General features: G+C 49.1%; 22 protein-coding genes and 1 pseudogene. 7 read left to right on the top strand and 16 right to left on the bottom strand.

Going from position 1 to position 19751, the window contains the following annotated elements; translation table 11 throughout:
* Window positions 1-260, top strand: a 260-nt coding sequence (locus ABF86_RS06700; protein ID WP_160803499.1) for an IS3 family transposase, incomplete at its 5' end; no start/stop codon positions are given.
* On the opposite strand, the pseudogene ABF86_RS06695 reads toward ABF86_RS06700, so the two are convergent.
* A pseudogene (locus tag ABF86_RS06695) lies at window positions 257-379 on the bottom strand (transposase domain-containing protein); the annotation flags it as partial. The gene ABF86_RS06700 and the pseudogene ABF86_RS06695 sit on opposite strands and share 4 nt — an antisense overlap.
* A gap of 93 nt (window positions 380-472) precedes the next feature.
* Window positions 473-1468 carry a metal-dependent hydrolase gene (locus tag ABF86_RS06690; protein WP_011633479.1) on the bottom strand — a complete coding sequence of 332 codons (996 nt, stop codon included), beginning with the start codon at window positions 1466-1468 and terminating at the stop codon, window positions 473-475.
* A gap of 24 nt (window positions 1469-1492) precedes the next feature.
* On the opposite strand from ABF86_RS06690, the gene ABF86_RS06685 reads away from it, so the two are divergent.
* From ABF86_RS06685 to ABF86_RS06670, 5 genes are all read left to right on the top strand, one after another.
* Window positions 1493-1768 (top strand): hypothetical protein, encoded by a 276-nt coding sequence (locus ABF86_RS06685; RefSeq protein WP_143032860.1) that lies wholly within the window; start codon window positions 1493-1495, stop codon window positions 1766-1768.
* Between the two features lie 110 nt (window positions 1769-1878).
* Window positions 1879-2028 (top strand): hypothetical protein, encoded by a 150-nt coding sequence (locus ABF86_RS12835; protein WP_240142253.1) that lies wholly within the window; start codon window positions 1879-1881, stop codon window positions 2026-2028.
* A gap of 55 nt (window positions 2029-2083) precedes the next feature.
* Window positions 2084-2356, top strand: a complete 273-nt coding sequence (locus ABF86_RS12830; RefSeq protein WP_240142252.1) for a hypothetical protein — start codon at window positions 2084-2086, stop codon at window positions 2354-2356.
* Window positions 2357-2943: 587 nt separating this feature from the next.
* Window positions 2944-3294 (top strand): metalloregulator ArsR/SmtB family transcription factor, encoded by a 351-nt coding sequence (locus ABF86_RS06675; RefSeq protein WP_074456207.1) that lies wholly within the window; start codon window positions 2944-2946, stop codon window positions 3292-3294.
* Entirely contained in the window at window positions 3291-5018 is a 1728-nt protein-coding gene (locus ABF86_RS06670; protein WP_074456206.1) for a SulP family inorganic anion transporter, read from the top strand. The genes ABF86_RS06675 and ABF86_RS06670 overlap by 4 nt, the downstream gene beginning before the upstream one ends.
* A gap of 20 nt (window positions 5019-5038) precedes the next feature.
* Here the strand turns inward: ABF86_RS06670 and ppk1 are convergent, their stop codons facing one another.
* The 4 genes from ppk1 to ABF86_RS06650 all read right to left on the bottom strand — a co-directional run bounded on the left by ppk1 (window position 5039) and on the right by ABF86_RS06650 (window position 8638).
* Window positions 5039-7165 (bottom strand): polyphosphate kinase 1, encoded by a 2127-nt coding sequence (ppk1, locus tag ABF86_RS06665; RefSeq protein WP_011633474.1) that lies wholly within the window; start codon window positions 7163-7165, stop codon window positions 5039-5041.
* Window positions 7166-7215: 50 nt separating this feature from the next.
* Complete coding sequence (locus ABF86_RS06660; RefSeq protein WP_011633473.1) at window positions 7216-7488, bottom strand: oxidative damage protection protein; 273 nt, start codon at window positions 7486-7488, stop codon at window positions 7216-7218.
* A 75-nt stretch (window positions 7489-7563) separates the two neighbouring features.
* On the bottom strand, window positions 7564-8127 hold the full coding sequence (locus ABF86_RS06655; protein ID WP_074685463.1) for an N-acetyltransferase: 564 nt from the start codon (window positions 8125-8127) through the stop codon (window positions 7564-7566).
* Window positions 8117-8638: a hypothetical protein gene (locus ABF86_RS06650; protein WP_049753077.1), complete on the bottom strand. Its 522-nt coding sequence runs from the start codon at window positions 8636-8638 to the stop codon at window positions 8117-8119. Before ABF86_RS06650 ends, ABF86_RS06655 begins: the two co-directional genes overlap by 11 nt.
* A 108-nt stretch (window positions 8639-8746) precedes the next feature.
* Between ABF86_RS06650 and ABF86_RS06645 the strand changes: the two genes are divergently transcribed.
* Complete coding sequence (locus tag ABF86_RS06645) at window positions 8747-9877, top strand: damage-control phosphatase ARMT1 family protein (RefSeq protein ID WP_074685445.1); 1131 nt, start codon at window positions 8747-8749, stop codon at window positions 9875-9877.
* On the opposite strand, the gene ABF86_RS06640 is transcribed toward ABF86_RS06645, so the two are convergent.
* The 10 genes from ABF86_RS06640 to ABF86_RS06595 form a co-directional block, all read right to left on the bottom strand.
* The gene (locus ABF86_RS06640; protein ID WP_011633469.1) at window positions 9867-10412 is read right to left on the bottom strand and encodes a hypothetical protein; all 546 of its coding nucleotides are present in this window, start codon (window positions 10410-10412) and stop codon (window positions 9867-9869) included. The two genes, ABF86_RS06645 and ABF86_RS06640, sit on opposite strands and share 11 nt — an antisense overlap.
* 76 nt (window positions 10413-10488) lie before the next feature.
* Window positions 10489-11388, bottom strand: a complete 900-nt coding sequence (flgL, locus tag ABF86_RS06635; RefSeq protein ID WP_011633468.1) for a flagellar hook-associated protein FlgL — start codon at window positions 11386-11388, stop codon at window positions 10489-10491.
* Window positions 11389-11416: 28 nt separating this feature from the next.
* Window positions 11417-12820: a flagellar hook-associated protein FlgK gene (gene flgK / locus ABF86_RS06630; protein WP_011633467.1), complete on the bottom strand. Its 1404-nt coding sequence runs from the start codon at window positions 12818-12820 to the stop codon at window positions 11417-11419.
* Between the two features lie 258 nt (window positions 12821-13078).
* Window positions 13079-14086 carry a flagellar assembly peptidoglycan hydrolase FlgJ gene (gene flgJ, locus ABF86_RS06625; RefSeq protein WP_011633466.1) on the bottom strand — a complete coding sequence of 336 codons (1008 nt, stop codon included), beginning with the start codon at window positions 14084-14086 and terminating at the stop codon, window positions 13079-13081.
* A gap of 13 nt (window positions 14087-14099) precedes the next feature.
* Complete coding sequence (locus ABF86_RS06620) at window positions 14100-15227, bottom strand: flagellar basal body P-ring protein FlgI (protein WP_011633465.1); 1128 nt, start codon at window positions 15225-15227, stop codon at window positions 14100-14102.
* A 21-nt stretch (window positions 15228-15248) separates the two neighbouring features.
* Window positions 15249-16043 (bottom strand): flagellar basal body L-ring protein FlgH, encoded by a 795-nt coding sequence (locus ABF86_RS06615; protein WP_240142251.1) that lies wholly within the window; start codon window positions 16041-16043, stop codon window positions 15249-15251.
* Between the two features lie 132 nt (window positions 16044-16175).
* Window positions 16176-16958, bottom strand: coding sequence for a flagellar basal-body rod protein FlgG (flgG, locus tag ABF86_RS06610; protein ID WP_011633463.1), 783 nt, complete (start codon window positions 16956-16958; stop codon window positions 16176-16178).
* Between the two features lie 37 nt (window positions 16959-16995).
* Window positions 16996-17739, bottom strand: a complete 744-nt coding sequence (gene flgF, locus ABF86_RS06605) for a flagellar basal-body rod protein FlgF (RefSeq protein WP_074685447.1) — start codon at window positions 17737-17739, stop codon at window positions 16996-16998.
* Window positions 17740-17778: 39 nt separating this feature from the next.
* Window positions 17779-19059, bottom strand: a complete 1281-nt coding sequence (gene flgE / locus ABF86_RS06600; protein WP_074685449.1) for a flagellar hook protein FlgE — start codon at window positions 19057-19059, stop codon at window positions 17779-17781.
* A gap of 14 nt (window positions 19060-19073) precedes the next feature.
* Window positions 19074-19745 carry a flagellar hook assembly protein FlgD gene (locus ABF86_RS06595; protein WP_074685451.1) on the bottom strand — a complete coding sequence of 224 codons (672 nt, stop codon included), beginning with the start codon at window positions 19743-19745 and terminating at the stop codon, window positions 19074-19076.
* Between the last annotated feature and the right edge of the window lie 6 nt (window positions 19746-19751).

Below are 19751 nucleotides of genomic sequence, written 5' to 3'. Positions count from 1 at the left end.
TACTGAAAGCATACGGTTTTATTGGCAGTATGAGTCGTCTGGGAAATTGTTGGGATAATGCGGTTGCGGAAAGTTTCTTTGGCAGCCTCAAGCAGGAACGCTGCCAATGGCGGCATTACCAAACCCGCCATGCAGCACAGCAGGATATTTTGCAGTATATCGCCGTGTTTTATAATAACCAAAGACTGCATTCATACCTGGATTACAAAAGTCCGAATCAATATGAAGCAGAAGCAGCAAAATCGATAAAAGCAGCTTAACTGAGGTGTCCGATTTTACTTGACCACGTTAACTCGTCAATTCGATTATTAGGCCAGGCAGGTAATTTTATGAGTGTGTCTTTGAGCCAGACAGAAGGGTTCAGGCCGTTGAGTTCGGCAATGCAATCACCCATTAACGCACCGGCACCCGGAATATTGTATTTATTAGCTCCAACCCCCCCATTTTTTCATTTCAAATGAAATAAGTTCATTTACTTACCCAATAACATATCCATAAAGTCTTGGCGAACTTCTTTGGTAAGATTGCGGTAGGTGCCGAAAGGTACATGAGAATTTGATTTGGTGACATCAATCTCAATTCCCCAAAGCGGAGCAGCCGTTGTTGGCAATAAGGAATATCGCCCATCACCAATTACATAGTCATAATCGGGATGTAGAATCAGTATCCCGTCTGAAAGCTTGCTAAATCGTTGGATATCTTGATACATAGTAGTGCCTTTGAATGGCGCATATTTTTGTTTCCAATTTAACAAAGCCACTACTTCCCCTTCATATAATTTTGGTTTTGAAAAAGGCAACAGTCGCACTCCGTAAGTGTAAAGATTATCTCCTTGCGTATAACGAATACTCCACAAAATTTCATTGGCCATGGTTGGTTTGACTGTTAAATACTCAATTATGTGGCCTTGTCGGCTAGCTATTTCATGAGCCAAATCCTCTACCCTCTTTTGCTGAGAGAAGCCAAATGCCAAATAAATGGCAATCCACCCAAGCCCAATCCATGCAAATAGAGATTTCTTTTTATAGAATGCAAAACCTACCGCCAGAATCAATATCAGCGAAAAAAGAGGATCAAAAATAGAGATTAGATTCCATGAAAACCGCTCATCCGTAAAAGGCCACAACAATTGCACCCCGTAACTGGTTGCGGCATCTGAAAGGCAGGCAGATCCATAAGCCAAAAGACTATAAAAATACGTTTCTTTGAAGCTTAGCTTTTTTCTAACTAACCACCAAATGATTACGGTTGCAATTAGAGCGCCAACCGGAGTAAAAAATAGAGAGTGGCTAAACTGCCGATGGAATTCGACAGTTAACAATGGATCAGCAGCACTATTAATAAATACATCTAAATCAGGTAAGAGTGCACCAAAAAATCCAACAAGGGATATTTGCCGAATATTTTGTTTATTAGCAAAGGACTGCGTAGTGGTAGCACCAATGAGCCCATGGGTAATAGGATCCATAACCGACTTTGAAAGTTATTCTATGTGGGGATAAAAAATAAACCCTTTTTTCCAGGATTTTTCCATGTGCTGAAAGCTGACTTAGCTGTCATACATGATGATAATCGATCGAGAAATGACTATGTTTTGGTTCTTCACACAAAAAAGCCAAAGATTTTGCCGAATTATGACACTTCAGGCGAAAGATGCCCAAGGGTGAAGGTCAATCCAATTGATGAAAATATTTGTGCAAGTGTTCTCAGCGATGACTCTCATATCCTTACCACACAGTACGGAAGTGTTCAAATTCAGGAATTATAAAAACGCCCTTTGAGTCAGGTAATACGTACAAGGCAGCCGTGCTGACTCATTGCAAAGTACCCTGGTAAACCAGGGCTGCTGTGTAACTAGAGCATTTTTGATTTAAATATATGCATGTAATAGACTATTTTCTATCACAACTGATGGGGAAGGTTATGCATGCCTATTCACAAGATCTTCGAGATCGCATTCTGGGTGCGTTGGATCGTGGCGAAGGTCCAACGGCAATTGCCCGGCGCTTTGAGGTGAGTCGCGTGTAGGTGTTATCAGGTACGCAAGCGATGGAAAGAAGAGGGCCAGCGCCATAGTTTGCCGATGGGAGGTTATCGGCGATCCCGCATTGCGCACAAGGAAGCGCAGATTCGGCAATGGATAGAAGCCACGCCGGATCTAACGCTTGTCGAGCTTAGTGAACGTTTGGCTGCAGAAGGCATTCAGATCAAGGTGCCGGCGCTATGGCATCAACTGAACAAATGGGGGTTGAGTTTAAAAAAAACCTGCACGCCAGCGAGCAATCGCGCACAGACGTACGTCAGGCACGAACTGAGTGGGCCCGCGAGCAGCAGCATTGGGATTGCCGTCACCTAGTCTTTCTGGATGAGACGGCAACGGCCACTGGAAGAGCACCACCTTCATTGCGGGACTGCGTCACGATGCGATCACCGCTCCGTTAGTGCTCGACGGCCCAATGAACGGGGCCGCGTTTCTCGCCTATATTCAAACATGCCTGTGCCCCACGCTGCAGCCAGGTGACATTGTGGTGCCGACAACCTGAAGACTCCTGCACAACTTCCCCACGTTAGCCAAATAAACACCTAAACTGGCGAAAGGTAAAAGGTGAGTGGAGTAGAAGATGCAGATGAGTTTTGGATCCCTGGAACCTATCGTAGTGTCTGAAATTACTTGACCACTACATGTTGCCGACATCTTCCGTTTTGTGGATGAGTGATGTTACTTCCTATCGGCGTTGATGTCGCTGATGAAGATGCTTGTGTCAACGATTATTGCGCAGACGATGAATCACGACAATCTTCGCTGATCTCGATATCTTTTCGTATTACTCATGTCTTTTGTCTATTTCATCCACATATAGAATTCATAGCTATATTCTTTATTGCGAATATACAAATATAATATTACACTTCCATCCTTCTATTTCAACAGCAGGTGTTTCAATGTCGGATGTTTTGCGACAATTCAAGGCCAGTGTTTTTCAGGCGCTGGCACACCCAACGCGTATTGCTATTGTAGAAGCGCTACGAGAGGGTGAGCTGTCCGCCGGCATTATTATCGATAAGTTGGCGTTAGAGCAGGCAAATGCTTCACAGCATCTCGCTGTCTTACGCGCCAAGCAGATTGTCGCTACGCGTAAAAAAGGTAATCAGGTTTTTTATATGGTGCGTGATCCACTTCTTATAGAGGTTCTGGATATCATGCGCCGCTACTTTCAGACGCATATTGAGGAATCCGTGATGATGTTTCAGGAGCTTGAGCAGATAGATAAAACAGAATCCGGCGAACAATGAGTAAATACACTTCCGGCTGGAATCAATGGATGCCCAAACTTGTTGTATGCCTGCGTAACTACTCTAGGCAGGATTTTGTGGCTGATCTGATCGCCGGGCTGACTGTTGGCCTGGTAGCGCTGCCATTAGCAATGGCTTTTGGCATTGCTTCAGGTGCTACTCCGCAATCGGGAATTTATACTGCCGTTGTAGCCGGATTCATTATCTCGGCATTGGGTGGTTCGCACACGCAAATCGGTGGCCCAACCGGCGCGTTTGTGGTGATTGTTGCAGACATCATTATCAAATTTGGTTTTTCCGGTTTATTGATGGTTACGATGATGGCTGGTGTGATACTGATCATCATGGGCATTACCGGTTTGGGTACCGCAGTCAAGTTCATTCCGCGCCCAGTAATTATTGGTTTTACTAACGGGATTGCATTACTGATTGCCTCAACTCAAATCAAGGATTTTTTAGGGCTACAAACACCTGCTGCTCCCAGTGAATTTATAGAACGCATTACCATGCTCTGGACATATATTGACACGATCAATATCCCAACAGTGTTGATGGCAAGCGCTTCACTGGCGGTCATTTTACTGTTTCCACGCATCAGTAAACATATTCCGGGCTCAATTGTGGCGTTGTTCTTAGGAACTGCTTGTGCTGCGGGATTTAATCTGCCGATTGAAACCATTGGCAGTACATTTGGTGATATTCCAACCGGTTTACCCGCACTAACCATGCCCGCTTTCCAACCTGATCTGATCATTCCACTTCTCCCTTCTGCATTAACCGTTGCATTACTTGCAGCAGTGGAAAGTCTGCTCTCGGCAGTGGTCGCTGATGGTATGAGTGGTGACAAACACAACTCTAACGTAGAGCTGATTGCGCAGGGTGTAGCGAATCTGGCCACACCACTGGTGGGAGGCATTCCTGCTACCGGTGCAATTGCGCGCACAGCCACCAATATTCGTTCTGGTGCAAAAACCCCGGTTGCAGGCGTTATTCATGCCCTGACACTGTTACTCATTTTATTGATCGCAGCGCCCCTGGCGCGTTTTATTCCGCTGGCAGTGTTGGCAGCAGTGCTCTTTGTCGTCGCCTACAACATGGGAGAATGGAAAGAAATTCGCGGCATCATACGTCTTCCTAAAGCCGAGCAGGCAGTATGGGCCGCCACCTTTAGCTTAACCGTATTAGCTGATTTAACCGTTGCAGTTGAAGTTGGTATTGTGCTGGCTGCGCTGCTGTATATCTATCGTGTATCACAAACAACGTCGGTCTACACGGTAACCGATGAGTATGTTCAGAGCGGACGTGCTCACAGCTTGCAAGACAGGGGACTCCCCTCCTATGTTTCAATCTTGCGCATTCAGGGGCCATTTTTATTTGGCGCAACCGATAAACTATTGGAAAAAACAACAGACCTTACTCAGTTCGCACCCATTGTGATTCTGCACCTACACAACATGATTGCAATTGATGCAACAGGACTACATGCATTGGAAAGTTTGCCTGAACGTTTGCAGCAGGCGGGCAAAACCTTGCTTGTGTGTGGCATACGTAACCAGCCAGCACAGATGCTAAAGCGTTCATCCATTACTAGCAGCATTGGCCAAGAAAATATTCTGCCCCATATTGAGGCCGCCTTACAGCGTGCACAGGAGATCATGGAAAGCTTTGATGGTATGGGAGAGGAAATTGCCAAGGATTACGATACTACGCACGCGCCACTATAAAACGCCTGTATGAGATTACATTATTCGATCGCCTCCTGTTTAACTGCTGCAAGCTTTTCAAGCAAGACCTCCTGCGCACTGAATCTACTGTTCCTTCTGGCTGATTTGTGCTTGTAATACCCGTCGCCATCCATTTCCCAGGCTTGTACGTTATCGCGCAAATACGGTTTCAATCCTTCTACAATAACGCGTTTTTTCAGCCGTGGATCAAGCACCGGAAAACAAATTTCCACGCGCCGGAAGAAATTCCGGCTCATCCAGTCGGCGCTTGCCAGATAGACGTTGTGCTGCTTGCTGTTGAGAAAATAAAAAATACGGGAATGCTCCAGAAACCGCCCGACAATGGAACGCACCCGGATATTCTCCGATAACCCCGGTACACCGGGGCGCAATGCACAGGCACCTCGTACAATCAGATTGATTTTTACCCCGGCGGCGGAAGCGGCATACAGCGCCTGAATGACAGCCGGTTCCAGTAAGGCATTCATTTTAGCAATGATGGCAGCCGGCTTTCCTGCAGTAGCATGTTTTACTTCCTGCTGGATGCTGTTCAGTATCTGGTTATGCAAATTAAAAGGTGACTGCCAGAGATGCCGCAGTTTGCTTGCCTTGCCCAGTCCGGTTAATTGCAAAAACACCTCGCTGACATCAGTACAGATTTCTTCATGACAGGTCAGCAAGCCAAAATCGGTATAAACCCGCGCTGTTCCCGTATGATAATTGCCTGTTCCCAAGTGTACATAGCGCTTTAGCTGGCCTGCTTCACGCCGCACCACCATGGCCATTTTGCAGTGTGTTTTGTGGCCAAAGACACCATAAATAACGTGCGCGCCCACCTCTTCCAGCCGCTTGGCCCAGTTGATGTTGGCTTCTTCATCGAAGCGAGCGAGTAGTTCCACCACTACGGTCACTTCCTTGCCTAGACTGGCGGCTGCCACAAGCGCCTCCATCAGAGTCGAGTCTGAACCGGCACGATACACCGTCTGCTTGATTGCCATAACATCCGGATCAGCGCTGGCTTGCTGGATGAATTCAACAACTGGCTGAAACGACTGGTAAGGATGATGCAGCAAGATATCACCCTTGCTGATCACCTCAAAAATATTATGCCCCTTCTTTTTCCGGGGCAAGAAAGGAAGACCCGGAACGAAACGTGGAAATTTGAGATCAGGCCGATCAATCAGATCAAACACCTGCATCAATCTGACCAAATTGACTGGCCCCCTTACCTGGAACAGATCCTCGTTTTTGAGTGCAAACTGTTCCAGCAGAAATTCTGCCATTTGCTGTGAGCAGTTATCTGCTACCTCAAGCCTGACTGCATCCCCCAGATGGCGCTGTGATAACTCGCCCTGTAATGCGATCCGCAGATTCTTGATTTCTTCTTCATCCACATACAAATCACTATCGCGGGTAACGCGAAACTGGTAACAGCCGGTAACATGCATCCCTGCGAAAAGTTCGCCGACATGCGCGTGAATAATGGAGGACAAAAATACGAAACTATAGGGGTAGCTACTGACTTCTTTGGGCAACCGTATCAGACGTGGCAGGATACGGGGCGCCTGTACGATCGCAACACCAGAGTTGCGGCCAAATGCATCTTTTCCTTCCAGCCCGACCGCAAAATTCAGGCTTTTATTCAACACGCGCGGAAAGGGATGCAAAGGATCAAGACCGATGGGGGTCAGCATCGGCATCAGCTCACGAAAGAAAAAATTCCGGATCCATTCACGCTGGCTGTCATCCCAGACATTACGACGCAAAAAACAGATACCCTGCTCCACCAACGCGGGAAGAACGTCATCATTGAGCAGCTGATATTGCCGGGAAATCAGCTCATGCACCTGCCTGGATACCTGTTCAAACGTCTGGCCCGGCGACATGCCATCCGAACCAAAACCTGGGGAATCCAGCTTGATCTGTTCTTTTAGCCCGGCAATGCGCACTTCAAAGAATTCATCAAGATTGCTGCTGACAATACAGATAAAGCGCAAACGCTCCAGCAACGGGATTTCTTCATTTTCCGCCTGAGCCAGCACGCGGCGATTAAATTCAATCTGGCTAAGCTCGCGATTCAAAAATTGTTTGGTAAGCGGGATATCCGGCCTGGTTGCCGATGCCTTGTCCGGTTCGTTATTTACCACGATCAGTCCCTGCCCAATATTTCCGGAATGTAGAAAACGGTCGCAATAGCTTATTTTTCGGGAGGAACGTAGCCAACCGGCTGCTCAGCTCCTTCACCAAAGAAATAGGCTTCCATTTGGGTGGCGAGATATTTGCGCGCCTTGATATCTGCCATGCTCAGCCGCATTTCATTCACCAGCATCGTCTGGTGTTTGATCCATTGCCCCCATGCTTCCCTGGAGACATTTTCAAAAATCCGTTTACCCAATTCCCCTGGGTAAGGTGGAAAATCCAGCCCCTCCGCTTCACACCCAAGTTTGATGCATTGCACATTTCTGGCCATATTGTTGTTATCCGTTTAGATTGATTACACGACTATTTTTATGAGAGATGAATACGCGTCATACCAATGGGCAGTTTACAATATATTTTCCGAATGGATAGACTCGGAAGCAAAGACTGTCAGCCCCATGACGTAGTCATCACATTCCAGCCCGCCCATGTTGAATTTGCGCGTCCCTACCTTGCGAAACCCCATGCGGGTATAAAACCCGATGGCGGCATCATTATGTTCATATACACCGAGTAACAAACGCTCCGCCATGCGGGCGCGTGATTCGGCAATGGCTTCCTGTAGCAGCCTTTTACCAAGGCCCCGCCCCTGAAATTTGCTGAAAATATAAATTCGTTTCAATTCAAGATCACGCGAGGAGCTGTCCGGCAGCAAAAACGGCGATGGCGCGACAGTCATGTAACCAATGGGGGCGTGACCCGGGCTGATTTCGGCCAGCCAGAGTTGATAGCGGCTATCGGCTAGCCAGCTGCGATAACACTCAACAGAATGGGCGCTGGCACAATGCGTGAGAATATTTTGTCCCTCCAGAACGCCCGCAAATGCTTCGAGAAATGTCGCCTGGCCAATCAGTGCAAGTGCTGCTTCATCACCAGATGAACAGATTCGTATCCGGATTTTACTGTTCATCTGGCCACTCATTTTCATCGTTCTCATTCCGCTCATCGGCTGAAAATTCGGGGAGAATGCTGCCAGCCTTCTGATATTCCGGCCGGATCAGGCTGTGCCCCCGGAATGCCGGCATAATTAACTGCTCATCAGTACGAAATGGCTCTACAGCTGGGCGCAATCCTGCCCGCCAGATTTCCATGGCGTCATCTGCCAAAGGCGCTCCCCGCTTGAATACTGGCCGCTGTTTCTCACGCCGTTCATATTTCCGATACGGTTGCAGCACCATGCAACTGCCAAAAGGGAAACAGGGGTACAGCCCCGGTATTTCCGGATAGAGCAGAAGCGGTTGAATATAAAAAGGGAAATACGACAAACCACCTCCCATCCAGATTGCCGGAAGAATCTGGGATTGCCTACTGTGAAGAGACGGTCGATCGAAACTGGCTTCAGAAAAACTTGTGCCAGGAAAAACAATCAGCATACCAAGTACCCATAACAGTCTGTCGTGTCTCTTTATCAGCCATCTCATCCTCATCTCTCCTGTTACAACCCATACACCCCGTCTGCGGAAAATGGCCGTTTCACGACCCTCCCGGTACAATGTCCAATTCAGTCATAAGATTCAAGAATACCACTCATGCCATCTCATCAGTCAATTCTGCCTCCACCCCGTCTAACTACTGAAGAACCCGGCTCCTTCGCTTCCTTTTCACTGGAAAAGCGGTTACCTGTCATTCTTGGCAAGCTTATCGATAACGCTGACACAGCTGTCTTACACGCTTTGCAGCAACTGGCAACAGAGATGCGGGAAGGAAAAATCACTACCTTGCCACCGGTAATTTTTGGCACACTTGATCAGATAATCAAACCGTACAGCGGACGGAGCTGGGCAAACATGCCGTTTCTTACCGTCGAGCTCTATTTCTACGCACGGATTCTGCTGGCCTTCGGTTATAGCACAGCCACGCCGACCGATCCTTTCCAGCCAGCTAAAGAAGCAGCCAACTTACAGGCCATTGAATCGCTTGCCACACTGGCCGAGTATTGTGGTCCCGACTGCGATACCCACAAACTGCTGCGCTGGTCAGTCATTGGAAACACAGCTGATCTCAGTCAACACACCATCCCGGAAGCTGATCAGGTTTCGCTGCTGGTAGATGAGAGTGATGCGGCAACAAAGTTAATTACTTCCCGAATGCAGCGGATTGATCTGGTGTTTGATAATGCCGGAATGGATGTACTGACAGACCTGCTGCTGATCCGCAAGATCAGCAGCTACTGTTCACACATCGTTGCGCATGTCAGACCTTATCCGATGTTTGTTTCGGACATGACTATGATCAATATGGAAAGTCTGATCGAAAAACTGGGAATTTCATCTATTCCGGCAGCACGCAAACTGGGGGAAGATATTACGCAGTTGTTGCGCCAAAATCAGCTGACACTGCGCACCAGTCCTGCATTGGGATTACCTGCCAGTTTTTATGCGGATGAAACACTTACCCGTGAAACTTTTGAGAATGCAGAATTGGTTATTTTCAAGGGGGACTTGAATTATCGCTATTTTGCTGGTGATCGACGCTGGCCGCACACCACAGAAAAAGATTATTTTTTGCAGCGCTTTGGCCGATCAGCCCTGTTTTTACGCACACTCAAATCAGAAGTGCTGGCTGGCCTTACACCTGAAGTTGCCGCGAAAACCACCACGCTTCAACCAGACTGGCTCACCTGCGGCCACTACGGCATCATTCAGGTTTTTACTGGATAGCAGGAACAACAATCATTGCAACAAGCAGCCACGAAAAGAACATCAATGTTGCTGTCACAACCGCTTTGAACTGCCATATACCTGATTTTTTAAAACTATCACCCGAAAGATGCTCGAAGGATGGTTCCTGAAAACCTGATTCAGCAACCTGTTTATCTTCGGTCTCAGCTTTAATCAGGAAATCCCTGGATTTGGCTTTCAAAAGGAGTTTTATTGCTTCATTCTGCATGCGCTGATAACGATTACGTTCCGTTACGAGGCTGTTGTAATTCTTCTTGCAAAATCTGATGGTATACGAGTACCAGAGTACCCCATAAATGGCACTTACCAGAGACAATATGACAAAAGGCCCGAGAAAGCTCCCCATAGCCACGGCTACCTGTTGCACTTTATTGGCATTGGCCAGACTCACCATCGCAACACCCGCTACAAATGTCCAGATACTTAATGTGAGTCTCCATTCAACTGTTTGCAGTACTTCTACACGCTTGAGATGCAGCTCTGCAATCTTCAAATACAATTCTTCCCGGTTCATATCACTCTCCAAAAGCAGATCGTCACGAATTTACCTGAATACCGGCAACCTGCTGAACACGGGCAAGTGAAACAGGCTAAATCACATTAAACAATGACAGCTCGGAAACACGGGTAAAGGATTTCTGTGCTGCTTCCAGCAAGGCTTGTTGACGCACCATATCAGATATAGCTTGCGCAAAATCCAGATCCTGCAGGCGCGAGAGTGATTGCTGATACTGAACGGCAGTATCCTCACCAATTTGCTGCAGCGCATCGATTTCCTGCAGCCGTGATCCAACCGCAGCCCGTTTGGTCAATACATTATCCAAAGCAGTATCCAACTCCTGCAACACATTACCCACTGCCCCATTGGGCATACCACCAGGGGTTTTCAGTGCTGAAATAAAATTATCCACTGTCTGAAACAGATTTTGACCACCCGGTTCAAAAACAGCATCACCGGTTTCACTTACCGGCAACTGCCGGGAACCGGAAACTTGTATCAGCCGTTGTTCCTGATCACCTTGATACGTCACAACGCCAGCAGACTGCTCGACGAACGGTTGGGTATTACCCTTAAATCCGGAGAACAGATAATTGCCCTGTTCATCCTTGGTATTCGCCAGTCCCAGTAAGTGTTCGAAATGACCGCGCAGTTCGACGGCCATCATCTGCCGCTCATTATCAGAATAGGCCGGATTACCCGCTGCTACCGCCATGGTTCGCACACTCTGGATAACATTGGAAACACTGCCGAGTGTACTATCCACTTGCTGCAGGCTGTCCATTGCCCGGTAACGGTTATCAGCATATTGCGTATTCAATGCCAGTGATTGGGATAACTCATGCGCACGCGCCGCTCCGATCGGATCGTCCGACGGGGTCATGATGCGCTTGCCGCTTGAAAGCTGTTGCTGCAGCTTGAACAATGAACTTTGCTGCTGCAGCATGGATCGGGTTCCCTGATCATATAAGGTATTAGTACTGACGCGCATGATAAATTCCTTTTCTGTCAAAAATTGATCAGATTCTGAGCAACGAATCAAACAGCGAATTGCTGATTTCGATCACCTTGCTGGAAGCCTGAAACATCCGCTGATAACGCAGCAGGTTAGCAGCTTCTTCCTCCAGATTGACCCCGGATAATGACTGTATGGCCTGATCTGTCTGCGCAAGCAGGCTCTCCTGCGCCTGGCTGGTGACTTCCAGTTCACGGGTTTTATTACCCACCTGACTGACCAGACTTGCATACGCCGACTGATAGGATGCTGTTCCACCCTGCAGAGTGTTTGTTGTCTGCAACTTGGCAAGCTGCAAAGCATTACGGTTATCGGCCACACGATCATCAAAACTGCCTCCATCATTTAAAGCTGCCGCAATTTCAGCGGGATCACTGATTGCGACCTCAATACTTCGCGCAACATGATTGGAATCCGTCACCTCAAAAAAATTTTTACCTACCGTACCCTGTAGATCGAGTCCTAATGTATGCCGATCATTGAAAGTATCGGCAAGCCCCTTGGCAAGCTGATTAAAGTCAGTTTGTATGGCATCCAGTGTTTCACTGCGAAAAGCCAGTAATCCTCCCAAACTTCCCCCCTGCAACTGATGCTCGGGCAACAATATCTCTTTATCGCCCACGTCCATCGCCACTACTAGGCGCTGCGGATCACTTGAAGAGGGCACCGCCTTGAGTGCCATCGCACTGGTGCCGACCACCAACGACTGACCATTACCAATAAAGACGTTGTAATGGCCATTACTCTGACGCACGACATCCACATTGGCCAGTTTGCTGAGATCACGGATGAGCGCATCGCGCTGATCGTACAGATCATTGGCCGGCTGACTATTTGCCGAGCCTTCTACTGCCTGGATATTGGTATTCAGCCGCACAACCTGCTGCGCCAGTGAATTAATCTCATTCACGCTACTAGCAATCTGGCTGTTCACTCCCTCACGCATTTCCGACAAACGCTGATCCATTGACTGAAAGCGGGAAACCAATGCTTCAGCGTTGCTCAACATCGCCTGGCGGGAAGGGATCGAGGTCGGGTTGGAGGCGACATCCTGTACTGCATTGAAAAAATTGTGCAGCGCAGGCGTCAGCCCGGAAGTGGTATCCGCCAACAAATTATCGATCTGTTTGATCTCATTGTAATGACTATCCAATTGGCTGCTCTGGCCTTGCGCTTGCAACGACTGACTGACCAGATACTGGTTGTAGATACGTTGTACGGTTGACACCTGCACGCCTCGGCCGATAAATCCATTACTGTGCGGCAGGGGGGTATTCGTACTCTGAATAGCTTGCTGGCGGTTATAACCGGGTGTGGTCGCATTGCTGATATTGTGGCTGGTCGTCAGCAAGGCAGTTTGTGCAGCCTGTAGCCCGGAAACACCCACATTCATAATACTGTTTGCCATTGTTCTACCCTCGATTATCGTGAATTACTTCTATTTGTTTACGGCAAAATTCCAGTGGGATTAAAGCCATGATTCATCATATTTGCTCATTTCGTTATGAATCCCGCAACCGCCCTCTTTGCGAGATCCGTTTTAAGCTTTAGCCGTCACTGCGAACATAGTGAAACAGGTGGGTGGCGTGAAGCAATCCAACACCTTTGGAACCACTGCTACTGGATGCTGGTATTCGCAAAAAAGCAGCAAATATTTAACAACTCCTTATATGTTCAACGCATCACTGTTGATGATCTTCAGCAGCTTTTCCGCGTAGGATGGATCAGTCGCATAACCAGCCTGTTGCAACCCCCAGGCAAACGCTGTGGCACTGCGGCTTTTCAGCACGGCTGCATAACGGGGAGTGTTCTGCAGTAACCGCGCATAATCCCGGAAGGCTTCCTCGTAGGAATTGTATGCCCGGAATTTTTCCCTGATCTTTTGCGGTGTACCATCCACATATTCGGTGGTCATGGTTTCCACCACTTGTCCACGCCAGTTCCCGCTTGCCTTGATGCCAAACAGATTGAAGCTTGGCTGATTGTCCGTCCGCCGGATCTGATGCCTGCCCCAGCCAGTTTCCAGCGCGGCCTGGGCAATCATGAAATGTTCAGGAATGCCGGTTTCACGCGCCACTTTGCGGGCATGCGGCAATACATCCAGCACAAACTCTCTGGGCTGATCAACCGCAGCTATCTCAGGACCATCATTCCCGGAGCTGGAAGCAATTCCCATCCGGTTTGTTCGCCATGCGGGCGAGACAGCTGAAAAATTTGGTTTAGCGGTAGCCCGATTAAGATTCGTCCAGAGTTGGGAAGGCAGATCCTTTGTTTGCCCCGGCGCCACTGAAACCAGTGGTTTCTCATCATTTCCGACAATAGCTGTCAAGAGAGATTCTGCTCCGTCTATGGCGTTAGCCTGTTCCTTGCCGACAGCTTGTGACAATTGCCGTACGATCATGTCTGCCAGGCCAATTCCCTTGTCAGAAAGATTCTGCACCAGTTGCTGATCAAGCATCTGGGTATAAAAACGCGATTGATCACTATCAAACAATCCTTCTTTGGGCGTGGCTTCACGCATACTTTTCATCATCATGTTGAGAAACAGCGCCTCAAACTGCTTTGCCGTCTGCTTCAGCCCTTCCTGCGGATCGCGCCGGGCTTGATTGCGCAATTGATCAACTGCTTGCGCATCGATGGCCAACTGGCCGGAAATGTCGGGAGAATTGATCATATCGCCAACCTAATCAAATAATTTCCAGCTCTGCCCGCAATGATCCCGCTGCCTTGAGTGCTTGCAAAATTGCCAGCAAATCCTGCGGAGTGGCACCAATGGCATTCAGCGCTTTCACCACATCAGCCAGACTAGCTGATCCCGGCAACAACATCAGATTACCTTCTTCCGAACGCACTTCGATTTGTGATTGCGGCACCACCACCGTTTCACCACGCTGTGAGAAGGGTCCGGGCTGGCTGACAATCGGCTGGGTATTGATGATCACCGAGAGATTGCCATGCGCCACCGCACTGGGTTCAAGCGTCACCATCTGGTTCATGACGACCGAACCGGTACGCGCATTGATGATGACCTTGGCCACACCCTGTGCCGGCATGACATCAAGACCTTCAATCTGTGAAATAAACGTGACACGCTGATTGTTATCCACGGGTGCCCGCAGCTGGATAACGCGCCCATCCAGTGCAGTGGCCGTTCCATACGAAAAACGGCTGTTGATTGTCTCCACGATACGCCGTGCGGTCGTGAAATCAGTGTCGTGCAATTCCAGGTTGATGTACTCCCCCTGGCCGAGCAACGTTGGCACAGCGCGTTCCACAATCGCACCCGCACTGATCCGCCCTGCGCCCAGATGATTGATCTGAACACTACTGCCGGCTGAACTGGCACCCGCACCGCCAATCACCAGGCTGCCTTGGGCAACGGCATACACCTGGTTATCAATCCCTTTTAACGGGGTCATCAGCAAGGTGCCGCCACGCAGGCTCTTGGCATTACCCATGGATGAAACCGTCACATCAATCTGCTGCCCCGGTTTGGCGAAGGCCGGCAAGGTAGCCGTTACCATGACAGAAGCAACATTGCGTAACTGTAAATTGACTCCTGGCGGAAGATTCACGCCCAATTGACCCAGCATGCTGAGGATACTTTGTACGGTAAAGGGTGTCTGCTGGGTTTGATCACCCGTACCATCTAAGCCGACTACCAATCCATAGCCAATCAACTGATTAGCACGCACGCCCTGGATATTGACCAGATCCTTGATGCGTTCGGCAGAAGCTGGGGCAGAAATAATCAGGCAGCCCAATAATCCGAGATTCAGCAGCCCGAAATTCCGAATCCATTTGGATAAAGTCATAGCGATATGCCTCTGGTATGCTTAAAAAGGTGAAATCGACAAAAAGAAACGTGACAGCCAGCCCATGGTTTGCGCTTCATCCAGATAACCAGTGCCCCGGTATTCGATACGCGCATCAGCCACCTGCACCGATGACACGGTGTTGTTCATAACATTAATCGGGTTGATCACCCCGGAAAGCCGGATGAATTCATGCCCCTGATTGATACCGATCTGCTTTTCACCGCTCACCAGCAAATTGCCGTTGGGCAGAATATCGATCACAGTCACAGTAATCGTGCCGGTGAAATTATTGTTGCTGGAGCTCTCTCCCTTGCCATCAAACTTGTTGCTTGATTTGGCTTCCAGATCAAGATCCTGAAAAATGGATTTGAATGGCAAACCGAGGAATGACGGTACTGAAAGATCAATCCCCCCATCACGCTGGGCGTTACTGCCACTTTTCTTGCTCGCATTGGTCTTCTCGTTGAGCATGACGATGATGGTGTCACCGATGCCGCGCGCGCGACGATCCTCGAATAATGGCGTATAGCGCCCGCTGCCCTGATAGTTGAATGCCGCCTGATAAATCCCACCATTGCTCTGACTGACAGGAATAATCAGCGGCTCAGGCGGCCGGATCGTCATCGGTTGCTGCACTTTCGGCGCGGGCGTGATCATTGAACACCCTGTCACCATACTGACCATGACAATTAATACGGGAGAAATCAGCGTGCCAAGAAGACGCTGATTTATTGCGTCAAAGCAGCTGGATTGCTTCATTTCATTCGCAATGACGTCCATCAATTTAATCAGTGTTTCCCCAAAATTCTTCATACAAAAATTCCATGGCGCCAGAACATTACCTATCCATAAAATCAGAAGCCACACATCCCATGAGCGTACCAAAAAGCCTGAATTTCCAATTGATACAGCTGATGTGTTAAAACCACATTCATTCAAACTGAATCAAAGTTGGGTAAGTCTGCTTAACATCTGGTCGGAAGTCTGGATCGACCGGGAATTGATTTCATACGCGCGCTGGGTCTGAATCATTTCAACCAGCTCTTCCACCACATTCACGTTGGAAGTTTCCACAAATCCCTGATTTAGCAGTCCGATGCCGTTAGTCCCCGGAATACCGGGATTGGGCACACCACTGCTCATAGTCTCCAGATAAAGGTTTTCACCAAAGCGCTGCAGGCCAGCAGGGTTAATGAAAGAGGTCAATTGAATATTACCCACTGGCAATGGTGTGGCCGAACCCGGTGTCAGTACAGATACCGTGCCATCCCGTCCGATCGTGATACTGAGCGTATTCGGCGGAATGGTAATGGATGGCTGCAGCGGAAAGCCACTGGCGGTCACCAGTTGCCCATCCTGATCAGACTGGAATGCACCATCGCGGGTATAAGCCAGCGTGCCATCCGGCAGCAAAATCTGAAAAAATCCTTCCCCCTGAATCGCTACATCACGTGTATTGCCAGTCTGCTGCAAATTACCCTGCAAAAAGATATTTTCGGTTGCTACCGGCCGCACCCCGGTTCCCAGCTGCAAACCAGAAGGCAGACGCGTACGTTCGGATGACTGCGCACCCGGTTGGCGGATGGTCTGATACAGCAAATCTTCAAACACCGGACGCATGCGCTTGAAGCCATTGGTACTGATGTTGGCCAGGTTATTGGCAATCACATCCATTTTGGTCTGCTGGGCATCCAGACCGGTTTTTGATATCCACAACGAGCGAACCATACGTTATCCTTTTCGGAAAATTAAAAACAGGCGGAACTCAGCCTCTTAATGTCATGATTTCACTGGCCTGCTGGGCATTCTGCTGGGCGTTTTCGAGCATCTTCATTTGCATATCGAACTGCCGGGCAAGCGTAATCATCTTCACCATCTCACTGACTGCATTGACATTACTGCTCTCAAGCGCTCCATCAATCAGGGCTACTTTACCGCTGGCAGGTGCTTCACCCCCTTGTTTCAATCGGAACAGGCCGTCATCTCCTCTAACAAGCTGCTCTGCAGGCGGATCCACCAGTTTGATGCGCCCGATAATCGATACCGCCGTGATCCGGGAATCTGACGGCAATACCGAGACACTGCCATCCTTGCCAATCGCCACCCGACTATCCGGTGGAATAGTAATCGGCCCCGTTTCTCCCTTGATATTGAACCCCTGCTGTGTTTGCAGTACACCGTTGGCATCCGTCTTGAGATTGCCATGCCGGGTATAGGCTTCTTCACCGTTTTCAAGCTGTACCGTAATCCAGCCAGAACCCTGTATCGCCACATCCAGCGGACGGTCGGTCTGCTGGATCGCGCCCGGCGTAAAATCCGCGCCGGTGGTTGAATCCAGTACAAATGCACGCGTAGGTAGCGACTCTCCGTAAACAGGCACTGCCCGGAAAGCATCGGCCTGTGCACGAAAACCTGTGGTCGAGACGTTGGCCAGATTATGGGAAACCGTTGCCTGCTGCGTCAGGGTATGCAGCGCGCCGGTCATCGCGGTATAAATCAGTCTATCCATTTTTAGAGCGTTACCAGGTCAGGGTTAAACAGAAAATCCTCAGATATTCATGATGGATTGCATGACCGCATCCTGTGTCTGAATGGTCTTGGCATTGGCCTGATACACGCGCTGCGTCATGATCAGGCTGACCAGCTCGGTTGTCAGATCGACATTGGACTCTTCCACTGCGGAAGATTGCAGTGCACCCAGAATACCGGTTTGCGGAGAACCCACCAGCGGCAATCCGGATTCAGCCGTCTCACCCCACTGATTGTTTCCCATCGACTTGAGACCATTGGGATTGGAAAATCCTGCCAATGCAAGCTGCCCAACTGTGCGCGTGACATTATTGGTATAACTGGCTCTGATCTCACCATTATCAGAAACGCTGTACCCGGCCAGGCGACCCGAAGAAAAGCCATCCTGGTTCATCATATTCACCCCGAATTTGCTGCCAAACTGGGTGGAACGGGTTAGGTCCAGTGAAAACGCAAGTGGCTGGATAGTGGGATCATCAAAAGTTACATTGACATTAACCGGCGCAACAGATGCATTCATAATTCCGCTTGGATCAAAAGTCAGATTAGATGGGGGTGAAAATGGCGCTCCACTTGCTGACGTTGCCCCCTCCACAGTTGCAAATACATTCCAAGCCGAAGCTGCCGGGGCAGCTGGGTTTGTTCTTTGAAAATACAAAGTCATCAAATGAGAATTACCAAAACTGTCAAAAACTTCACCTGAAGTAGAATGAGCGTAGGTTTTCGGGTCAGTCGCACTAAAAGTTGGGATTGTGGGGGGCGTTGTAGGAGATGTTGCAGGAGTTGTAGTTTGCGTTGTCAAATCTACTCGCGCATCCAGGTTGACGCCTGCCATAAAGCTGGTGGTGGGCTTCGGCGTCATGTCTGCCGTAGGCAGCCGCAGATTGACCGGGATATTGGGAATAATTTTGCCAGAAGTATCTGCTGAAAAACCAGTGACGTTGTAATTGCTTGCATTGACCAGAAACCCGTCCTTGTCCAGATGAAACTGGCCGTTACGGGTGTAGCTGGTCGTGCCATTGTTGCTCATCCGGAAAAAACCATTCCCGGTAATCGCCACATCCAGCGGGTTGTTGGTAGGCGTGATATTCCCCTGGGTAAACTCTTGCGCGACAGCTGCCAGTTGCGTACCAATCCCGATCTGGTTCCTGCCCCCACCCAGTGCGTTAGCAAAAACATCACTGAACTGCGCCTGTGATTGCTTAAAACCAACCGTGTTGGCATTGGCAATATTGTTACCAGTGACATCCAGTTTGGCTGAAGCCCCTCTCAATCCACTTAATCCATGTTGAAAACCCATGATTTACCTCCCGATCAAAATATTTTTTTAATATCATCCATTCCGACATAACCCAGCCTACCTACTTCCAGCAAGGCGCCCTCCTTGCCAGCCTGTGCGCTGCTGACCGAACCAAATGCCAGAGTGGAAGCAGCTACCTCCTGGTTACTGCGCACGGCTTTCAGGGCGAAACTGTATTGCCCCCCGGCAGCTTCGTTACCATTGTTTGCCAGGCCATCCCAGGCAAATGTGCCCACCCCTGCCGGTTGCGTGCCCAGATCAATGTCACGCACGGCAATACCGGCGCTATCCTTGATGATGACGACCAGCTTGTCTACCGGTTCGGTCAGTTCAAATCCGCCGATTCCGGTGTGGTTTTCCAGTTGCATGTCAGCGCCTGGAACCAACACGCTACGGCCAATCATGTTGGCGGCTTCAAATGAACGCCGTGCATCGGAATCCGATACCAGCTTTTCCAGCGTGCTATTGAGCTTGTCGATGCCGCTTACGGTACTGATCTGCGCCATCTGGCTGGTTACTTCTGCGTTATCCATCGGGCTGAGCGGATCCTGATTTTGCATTTGTGTCACCAGCAGTTTGAGAAACCGCTCCTGCATATCCTCATCACCCTTGCGGGCAGTCTTGATACTGCCCCCATTGGAAGTCAGCAGTTCGGATACGCTGGAATTGTTTTGCACCTGACTCATATCTAT

It is taken from the genome of Nitrosomonas sp. GH22 (assembly GCF_009833115.1).
In the GTDB taxonomy this organism is placed as follows: Bacteria; Pseudomonadota; Gammaproteobacteria; order Burkholderiales; family Nitrosomonadaceae; genus Nitrosomonas; species Nitrosomonas eutropha.
Note: the sequence above shows the minus strand (reverse complement) of the source record. Positions and strands in the feature narration are given on the sequence as shown.

Excerpts from the sequence above, each read along its gene's own strand:
- ABF86_RS06690 (WP_011633479.1), bottom strand. The coding sequence starts at position 1,468 with ATGGATCCTATTACCCATGGGCTCATTGGTGCTACCACTACGCAGTCC.
- ABF86_RS12835 (WP_240142253.1), top strand. The coding sequence starts at position 1,879 with ATGCATGTAATAGACTATTTTCTATCACAACTGATGGGGAAGGTTATG.
- ABF86_RS12830 (WP_240142252.1), top strand. The coding sequence starts at position 2,084 with ATGGGAGGTTATCGGCGATCCCGCATTGCGCACAAGGAAGCGCAGATT.
- ABF86_RS06675 (WP_074456207.1), top strand. The coding sequence starts at position 2,944 with ATGTCGGATGTTTTGCGACAATTCAAGGCCAGTGTTTTTCAGGCGCTG.
- ABF86_RS06670 (WP_074456206.1), top strand. The coding sequence starts at position 3,291 with ATGAGTAAATACACTTCCGGCTGGAATCAATGGATGCCCAAACTTGTT.
- ABF86_RS06660 (WP_011633473.1), bottom strand. The coding sequence starts at position 7,488 with ATGGCCAGAAATGTGCAATGCATCAAACTTGGGTGTGAAGCGGAGGGG.
- ABF86_RS06655 (WP_074685463.1), bottom strand. The coding sequence starts at position 8,127 with ATGAACAGTAAAATCCGGATACGAATCTGTTCATCTGGTGATGAAGCA.
- ABF86_RS06650 (WP_049753077.1), bottom strand. The coding sequence starts at position 8,638 with ATGAGATGGCTGATAAAGAGACACGACAGACTGTTATGGGTACTTGGT.
- ABF86_RS06645 (WP_074685445.1), top strand. The coding sequence starts at position 8,747 with ATGCCATCTCATCAGTCAATTCTGCCTCCACCCCGTCTAACTACTGAA.
- ABF86_RS06640 (WP_011633469.1), bottom strand. The coding sequence starts at position 10,412 with ATGAACCGGGAAGAATTGTATTTGAAGATTGCAGAGCTGCATCTCAAG.
- flgL (WP_011633468.1), bottom strand. The coding sequence starts at position 11,388 with ATGCGCGTCAGTACTAATACCTTATATGATCAGGGAACCCGATCCATG.
- flgK (WP_011633467.1), bottom strand. The coding sequence starts at position 12,820 with ATGGCAAACAGTATTATGAATGTGGGTGTTTCCGGGCTACAGGCTGCA.
- flgJ (WP_011633466.1), bottom strand. The coding sequence starts at position 14,086 with ATGATCAATTCTCCCGACATTTCCGGCCAGTTGGCCATCGATGCGCAA.
- ABF86_RS06620 (WP_011633465.1), bottom strand. The coding sequence starts at position 15,227 with ATGACTTTATCCAAATGGATTCGGAATTTCGGGCTGCTGAATCTCGGA.
- ABF86_RS06615 (WP_240142251.1), bottom strand. The coding sequence starts at position 16,043 with ATGAAGAATTTTGGGGAAACACTGATTAAATTGATGGACGTCATTGCG.
- flgG (WP_011633463.1), bottom strand. The coding sequence starts at position 16,958 with ATGGTTCGCTCGTTGTGGATATCAAAAACCGGTCTGGATGCCCAGCAG.
- flgF (WP_074685447.1), bottom strand. The coding sequence starts at position 17,739 with ATGGATAGACTGATTTATACCGCGATGACCGGCGCGCTGCATACCCTG.
- flgE (WP_074685449.1), bottom strand. The coding sequence starts at position 19,059 with ATGGGTTTTCAACATGGATTAAGTGGATTGAGAGGGGCTTCAGCCAAA.
- ABF86_RS06595 (WP_074685451.1), bottom strand. The coding sequence starts at position 19,745 with ATGAGTCAGGTGCAAAACAATTCCAGCGTATCCGAACTGCTGACTTCC.